4 protein-coding genes are annotated in these 5211 nt (G+C 67.4%); 1 reads left to right on the plus strand and 3 read right to left on the minus strand.

Translation table 11 applies throughout. From position 1 onward, the window contains the following. Positions 1–164: 164 nt before the first annotated feature. Positions 165–1040, plus strand: coding sequence for an alpha/beta fold hydrolase (locus ONA70_RS34475; protein WP_265010672.1), 876 nt, complete (start codon positions 165–167; stop codon positions 1038–1040). Positions 1041–1218: 178 nt separating this feature from the next. On the opposite strand, the gene ONA70_RS34480 is transcribed toward ONA70_RS34475, so the two are convergent. From ONA70_RS34480 to ONA70_RS34490, 3 genes are all read right to left on the minus strand, one after another. Continuing rightward, positions 1219–2076 carry a hypothetical protein gene (locus ONA70_RS34480; protein ID WP_265010673.1) on the minus strand — a complete coding sequence of 286 codons (858 nt, stop codon included), beginning with the start codon at positions 2074–2076 and terminating at the stop codon, positions 1219–1221. A gap of 173 nt (positions 2077–2249) precedes the next feature. Then, complete coding sequence (locus tag ONA70_RS34485) at positions 2250–3764, minus strand: DUF4419 domain-containing protein (protein WP_265010674.1); 1515 nt, start codon at positions 3762–3764, stop codon at positions 2250–2252. A 157-nt stretch (positions 3765–3921) separates the two neighbouring features. Beyond that, positions 3922–5091 (minus strand): hypothetical protein, encoded by a 1170-nt coding sequence (locus tag ONA70_RS34490; RefSeq protein WP_265010675.1) that lies wholly within the window; start codon positions 5089–5091, stop codon positions 3922–3924. Positions 5092–5211: the final 120 nt, after the last annotated feature.

Consider the following 5211-nt stretch of genomic DNA (forward strand, 5'->3'; position numbering starts at 1 on the left):
TGAAAGTGTGGCTATCCGTTCAGCCCGGACCCGCAGCGTCGCTTCCGGGGCATCGCGTTGCCCAGCCAGTCAGGTATGACCCTGGTGTACACCGGCGCTTGGGAGGTGTACGAGTCCCGGGGTTGGGTAGCCCACGGACCGCGTGTGCCTCAGAGGGAGTGGCGATGGGTGGCGAGCGGATTCCGGGTTCCTTCACGGAGCAGACGGCGCAGGTCGGAGAGGTCACGATCAACTATGTTCGGGGCGGTCGGGGCAGCACATTGGTCCTGCTGCATGGCTATCCGCAGACGTGGTACATGTGGCGCAAGGTTCTGCCGGAGCTTGCCAAGCACTACACGGTCATCGCGCCTGACCTTCGGGGAGCTGGCGGAAGCGACGCCCCGGCAGGAGGCTACGACAAGAAGACCCTCGCCGGCGACGTGTACGGCCTGCTCACTCAACTCGGCCTTGATGGCGACGTCAGCATCGTCGGACACGACATCGGGACCATGGTCGCGTACGCGTATGCCGCCGCTCACCGCGATCACGTGCGCAAGCTCGTGCTCACGGAAGCGCCTATCCCTGACCAGAGCCTGTACCAGGTCCCGTCACTGACGCCGAAGGGACCGGGTTTCTGGAACTTCGGCTTCTTCAGCCTCCCAAACGGCCTGCCGGAACAGATCGTGGACGGTCGCGAGGCCCTGTGGGTGGATCGGTTCACCGATTCGATGGAAGTCCAGAAGACCGGCATCGGCGACGACGATGTCCGCGAGTACGCCCGGTACCTGCAAGACGACGCTCACCTGCGCGCCAGCTTCGACTACTTCCGAGCACTGCCCCAAGATGTCGCCGACAACGCTGAGTACGGCAAGACGAAGCTGACCATGCCGGTTCTCGCACTCGGCGCCCGAGCCAGCCTCGGGGAGGCGGTAGCTACCCAGGTCGCGCAGTACACCACGACGGTAACTGGCGGCGTCATCGAGGACTCTGGCCACTGGATCTTCGAGGAACAGCCGGCCGAACTCACCGCGCAGCTCATGCAATTTCTCCAACAGACCTGAGCCGAACCTGGCCCCGCGGACAAGAGGCGCGTGGCGCATCCGCTTCTGTCGCCTACCGGCCGCAGCGCTCAGTCAACGGGGCGCGGTGGGCCGAACGCTCGATCGCGCCGACATGCGTGCGCGATGACGGCTACGGGATCTGCGTCAGCGAGCGGTTCGCCGACCGAACGTTCGACGGCTACCGTGCAGCGTTGGCTGCAGGTGCCGGTGGGAACAGTTGACGCAGCGTCGGGCCGATGGCCGTGGCCAGCGTGCCGTCGTCGCCGGAGTGCATGATCAGGTTGATCACTCCTGTTGCGATATGTCCGGTGCGGGTTTCGGCGGCCGCGGTCGCGACGTCGGGCAGCCTGAGGTCGGCGAGTAGTTGCCGTACCAGGACACCTTCACCCCACAGGGCCTCTGCGGGGATGGGGAGCTGGCCCAGCCAGGACAGCAGGATCGCCGCCCTGGCGGTGGGTGAGGGGGTGGCGGCGGTGAGCCGTCGACGGACGTCGTCGACTTGCGCATCGGACAGTTCGCCGCATTGCTGACCGGTGGCGGCGACCAACACAGGATGTAGCACGTCAGGAACCGCACGCTGGGTCAGGTACCGCTTGCCCTTTTTCCCGGCGGGCCGGAACTGCGGGCGGCCCTCGTGCAGGTTCAGCAGGTCGGCCAACGGCGTCAGGAACGAGGTCAGCTGATTCGGTACTCCGTGTCCGGCCAAGAACAAGTGGAGCGCTGCAGGATCCGCCACGAGGAGGTCGTTACGGAACCGCGACCGCTCCCAACTGACCGAGCCGTGGCCGTGAAGACTGGCGCTGGCGAGCACGTCGCCGGCTGTATCGCGGAGCACGATCGTCGGCCCACCGTGACAACGACAGATGTCACCGGTGAAGCGACCTGTCGTGGTCAACTCGCGTGCCGCCTCGACAGACACAGCGTCCGGTAGCTCAGCCAGAACCCCACGACCGCAAAGAGGACCGCCGTCCTCACCGCCCTCGACGATCTGCACGGCGCGTGCTCGAGACCAGACATCGTCAAGCCACTCGATCATGTGTACCTCCTACGCCGACCCAACGATCATCGCAGGCGTGCTCACGCTGACCGTCGACATCTAGGACGCAGCGCACCCTTCTGCCGCCGATGTCAATCCCGGTAGGCCTCCGTTTAGTTCTATCGAGTCTGGACGTGTTCGGTCGTGCCGGACTGCGGATAGCGTGTCACGGACTAACCGGTGGATCGGTCCAGCTGATTGAGCCGGCCGGTTTCGAGGTGGGTGATGTCGCCGTCGGAGTCGAGGGCGGCGTCGAGCAGCTGGGCGAGCGAGGTGCCGTATACCGGGACGTTGGCGGGGTCGTCGACCAGGCGGAATCGGCCGTCGAACTCGTCGGACCGTTCGGCCGCCACCTCTTCGACGCGGCAGAGGACCCAGTGGGTCGACTGTGTTTCGTTGTCGAGGGCCGCGCAGACGCTCCGGCCGTCGGCAAGGTCAATGATCGTCAAGAGCGACTGGTCCACGTGGCCGCGATACACCCGGCGGTGCTCGGCCACCGGCAGCAGCCGCCACGTGTGGAACAGCGTGGCGGAGCCGATGCGCCGGTAGAGCGCCACGACCTCGGCTGGCGCGTCGAACATGAACGTGGGCTGCGGCGGTGTGGTGTCGTGGTCGCGGACGATTCGGTCGATCACGTCGTCGATCTCCACCGCCGCCGGTGCGAGGTACCAGCTGGCCACCGGCCGCAGTCCGCCGTCGTCGTCCTGGGCGACGCCGACCAGGCCGGCGTGCAGGGCCATCGTCCGGTTGTCGCCCGCCACCTGGTCGTTGGCGTTGACTGTCGCCCGCGACAACGTCGCGGGCACCTGATCGGTGCGGATGCCGGCACCGCGGTAGAAGCCGCGGCCGTCGGCGGTCGCGTCGCGCGGCTCGTCGATAGGTAACTCCAGCAGCGGATTCGGCTGGTCCATCACCCCGTCACCGCGGAGGTACGGGTATAGGCGCGCGGCCCAGCCGGTGACCACCTCACCGCCGTACGCGTCGACGGGGTTGTAGATCCGCCGCCAGAACGCCACGTCCACCTCGCCGGCGGCGGCTCGGACGAACTGGTCGGCGATCGGTGCGAGCGACCGGCACCACGTCTCCAGACCGAACCCGGCGATCGCGTCCAACCGTGCGCGGATCTTCTGCCAGTCCTCCACGGTGCCGGTCAACGTGATCGACGGGATGCCGCACACGCACACGAGCCACAGCGAGAAGTACGGCGAGTAGGCGTCGAGCAGGACAACTCGTTCCGCGAGCCGGTCGATCTCCGTGCTGGTGGAGAAGTCGCACTCGAACATGTCAGCGTCGCTGATCTCGGCGGCGAGGAGCTTGTGGAATGACTCCACCACGTCCTGCCAGGAAGCCGCGTCCTGCGGCATCGGCCCGTCAACGGTCACGGTGAGCCGTTTGCGGCCGGTGTGGCCCACCAGCCGGGGGCGCAGCTGCTCGGCGTGGAGCCGGATGTGTTGGGCGACACCCTGCGAGATGGTCAACCACACCGCGTCGGGGGACAACACCAGCGGGCGGTGGTCGGCGAACGCGCGCCCGACAGCGTCGAGCAGCGGATGTATCCCGTCCGGCACGAGCACCGGCAGCGCCGGATCTCCACCTGAGACCAGCGTGTCCCCGAACAGTTCGCCGAGCGGCCGGGTAGGCAGGCCCTCGGCTGCGGGGGTCACCTCGTCGACGCGGAAGGTCACCATGGCGCGACTCTAACGCCTGCTCGCCCGCGCGCGATCCCGCGACGAAGTACCCATCTGCCACTGTCGTCGCGTTGGTCGTGCCCGGCGTAGCGGTTGCCGTGCCGATGAGCATGCATCGGCCGAGGGCGTGCGTCTGCTGCTTGGGTGGGGCCGGCTGCTACACGAGACGCGGCTTGATATCGATCCACTCACGCAGCTGGGCGGCGAGGTGCGTGTCCAGGACTGCGTCCAGGTGCCACTGGGCTGCGCTGACCAGATTCTTCGCCTGCCGGGAGTGGCGCGTCTGCGTGCGGTCAAGACCGGCCAGGTCTCGCCGGTCGGCGAGTGTGGCTACCTCGTTCAGGCCGACTGGGATGGCGTCCAGGCAGGCCCGGACGATGTCGTCAGCCGACGGCAACACGGCCGACTCGACCCCCGAGCGGCGCATACCCGCCGCGAAGTACGCCAGCTTCTCGGCGCTCTCGGCTTCGCTGAACACGGCCCGGGCTTGTCCCTGCCGTAGCAGCCAGAGCTTCAGCTCCGCCCACTCCGCCCGCCAGCCTGACTGGTCCCGCAGCTGCTGATCGATGACCAGCAGCAGGTACAGCCACCAGTTGGTGCGCTCGCGCGGCGCCGGCTGGCGGTGGTCCAGCCACTGCTGGCGCTGATGCTCGTCGAGACGGAGTAGGTGGACCAGCCCGTCCTTGACGGCCTGGCGTTGCCCGCCGAGTCTCCTCGCGGCCACGAGCTCGGGTGGATGGGGTGCGCTGATCGACCAGACGTCACCGGCGGCGACCAGCCCCTGGTACCTGGTGGCCACGAGGAGGGATATCCGCGACTCGGCAAGCCAGTACCGCCGGTAGTCCGCATCGGCTTGGTCGGTGATCTCCTGCAGGTGGTAGCCGAGGCGGTCCAATTCGGCGTTCAACTGCGTGAACCGCAGCTGCCGGCCGAACGGCCCGTACCGATGCACGAGTGCATCGATGACCGTGATGCTCGCCAGGCGGTGCGCTTGCACGGTGAAGCCGGTCGCCTGCCAGGAGTGGGATCCGGGACGCCGAGCCCAGGAGAATTCCACCAAGCCGTAGTCACGCCGCATCACGGCGTGGCCCCGGTCCTCTGCGAAGTCGCCACCCAACGTGCGGGCTACCTCGTCCGGTGAGTCCGTCAGGCCCACGCCCAGCACGGCACCGGTGACCACGACGTCGACGAAGAAGTCAAGATCGGCCATCCGGCAAGCGTGGCCAAGTTCCGGGGTGCAGCGCAATCCGCGGCGGGCCTTCCGGCGATCGATTCTTCGGATCATGTCGCACCGGGCATCCGCACATCTGCTGAGCAGGTGCACCACTCGATCAACTAAAGATGGTCGCAGTACGGAGAGCAACGACGACCGAGGGCATGGCCCAGATCCCGCAGGAGAGTGCCCAGCCGCTCGACCTCCTCCACGGTGGGCGGAGTGATGGCTGCA

Source organism: Micromonospora yasonensis (assembly GCF_026013475.1).
GTDB classification, from domain to species: domain Bacteria; phylum Actinomycetota; class Actinomycetes; order Mycobacteriales; family Micromonosporaceae; genus Micromonospora; species Micromonospora yasonensis.

Excerpts from the sequence above, each read along its gene's own strand:
- ONA70_RS34480 (WP_265010673.1), bottom strand. The coding sequence starts at position 2,076 with ATGATCGAGTGGCTTGACGATGTCTGGTCTCGAGCACGCGCCGTGCAG.
- ONA70_RS34485 (WP_265010674.1), bottom strand. The coding sequence starts at position 3,764 with ATGGTGACCTTCCGCGTCGACGAGGTGACCCCCGCAGCCGAGGGCCTG.
- ONA70_RS34475 (WP_265010672.1), top strand. The coding sequence starts at position 165 with ATGGGTGGCGAGCGGATTCCGGGTTCCTTCACGGAGCAGACGGCGCAG.